Here is a 2,309-nt window from a genome sequence, read left to right as displayed (position 1 = left end):
CGATTAAGAAAAGTGCTGCACGACCACTAGATTTTAATATTTGGCGTAACCAAGGATACCACCATGACAATCAGACGCTTATTTATTGCGGAAAAGCCCGATCTGGCCAAGGCAATCCGTGATGGCCTGGGTGGTGGTAAAAGTCAGGATGGTTACTTTCAGTGTGGTCCGGATGCAGTGACCTGGTGTTTTGGCCACATGCTGCAATTATGCGATCCGGAAGATTATGACCCCAAATACAAAAAGTGGAACATGGCCGATTTACCGTTCTCGCATGTGCCGTGGAAGAAAAAAGTCGCCAGTGATAAAAAAGACCAGGTTAAAAAAATCATGGCCTTGCTCAAGCAGGCGAGGGAAGTGGTGCATGCCGGTGATCCTGATGATGAAGGCCAGCTGTTAATTGATGAGCTGCTGGAATTTGCCAAATGCACCCTGCCGGTGAAACGGGTACTGATTAATGACAATAATTTAAAAGTGGTGCAAAAGGCGCTGGCCAACCTGCGCGATAACCAGGAATTTGCCCCGTTGTCTGCGGCAGCCGAAGCCCGTTCAGTGGGCGACCAGCTGTATGGCTATAACCTCACCCGTGCCTATACCCTAAAAGCCCAGAATCAGGGTCATCAGGGCGTTTTAAGTGTGGGCCGGGTACAAACCCCAATCCTGGGACTGGTGGTGCGCCGCTGCCGCTTAAACGCCAGTCACCAGAAAAGTTTTTACTATAGCGTGACCGGTGATTTTGATATTCAGGGTTTAAATTTCAATGGCCGCTATCTGGTCAAAGATACCGATATGGTGGACGAAAAAAAGCGCTTGCTTGATGAAGCCCAGGCCAAACAAATTGCTCAGGATGCTACTGGCCACACAGCCATTTTAGCCAGTGTTAAAACTGAAGCCAAACAAACCCCGCCACCATTACCCTATAACCTGCTAAAGCTGCAAACTGATGCGTCGCGCAAGTTCGGCTTAAAGCCGGATCAGGTAAAAAGCATTACCCAGACCCTGCGCGAGAAATATAAGCTGATTACCTATAACCGCTCGGATTGTGAATATTTAAGTGATGAGCAGCATGGGGATGTGCCGGGAGTATTGACCGCCATTGGCCAGACTGCCCCGATTTTTGCCAACCTGATTGGTAAGTCAAATCCAGGTATTAAGAGCCGGGCATTTAACAGTGCCAAGGTATCAGCGCACCATGCCATTATTCCCACTGAAGCAACGGCCGACTTAACCAAATTGACCGATGCAGAACAGAAAATTTACCTGCTGATTGCTAGGGCCTATATTGCCCAGTTTTTCCCCAATTATTGCTATGACCGCACTGATATTTTAATCAATGTCGGCAAGCACCAGTTTACCGCCTCGGCTGAAGTACCAACCCGGATGGGCTGGAAAGCCTTATATAAAAATGACCAGGACAATGAGGATTTGGCCCAGGATGAACATATCCTGGCCTGTGACCTGCGTATCTTAAAACAGCATGATCAGGGGAAGTGCATCAAGGCCAGTGCAGAAAAAAAGGAAACCAAACCGCCAGCGCTTTATACAATGGCCACGCTGCTGAGTGACTTAACCCGTGTGGCCAAGTACGTCAAGGATGAGCGACTGCGTAAAACCCTGATTGAGAAGGACAAGCACAAGCAGGGCGAGCATGGCGGCATTGGGACACCAGCCACCCGTGACAGTATTATTAAAACCCTGTTTGATCGTGGCTTTTTAGCAGAACAGGGCAAAAGCATTGTCAGTACGCCAATCGGTGAAAAACTGTATGACGCGCTGCCGGATCAGGCCAAGTACCCTGATATGACTGCCATCTGGCATGAACAGCAAAAAGCATTAAAGACCAAACAGGATGTGGTGGGTTTTGTGCAAAACCTGATGGGTTACATTGGCCGGGAAGTGGAGAGCATCAAGCAAAGTGGCTCTGTCAAACTGGCAGATTCCGTCCCATGCCCAAAATGCACCAAGCCCATGAACCGCATTGCCATACCCGGCAAACAGGCCTTTTGGGGCTGTAGTGACCGGGAAGGCTGTAAAACCACCCTGCCGGATGCAGGTGGCAAGCCGGGGCAGCCCAAGCCTAAAGCGACAGTATCAGCACAGTTTAAGTGTCAGGCCTGCGGTAATGGCCTGATCCGGCGTACCGGCAAGAAAGGCAAGAAGGCCTATGCGTTCTGGGGCTGCTCTGGCTATCCAGCCTGCAAACAGTCCTATGAGGATAAGCTCGGCAAGCCGGTGATTACAGTGACACCGGATGACAAAAACTTTTCGTATAATCCGGTTCCTGATCCGACCCATCTGGTTTAGGACTG

Annotated in this window: 1 protein-coding gene; it reads left to right on the top strand. The window is 49.8% G+C overall.

The features are described 5' to 3' along the window. Positions 1-63: 63 nt before the first annotated feature. The gene (locus E2B99_RS12030) at positions 64-2,304 is read left to right on the top strand and encodes a DNA topoisomerase 3 (protein WP_134245234.1); all 2,241 of its coding nucleotides are present in this window, start codon (positions 64-66) and stop codon (positions 2,302-2,304) included. Positions 2,305-2,309: the final 5 nt, after the last annotated feature.

Source organism: Alkanindiges illinoisensis (assembly GCF_004377485.1).
Classification (GTDB): domain Bacteria; phylum Pseudomonadota; class Gammaproteobacteria; order Pseudomonadales; family Moraxellaceae; genus Alkanindiges; species Alkanindiges illinoisensis_A.
Note: the sequence above shows the minus strand (reverse complement) of the source record. Positions and strands in the feature narration are given on the sequence as shown.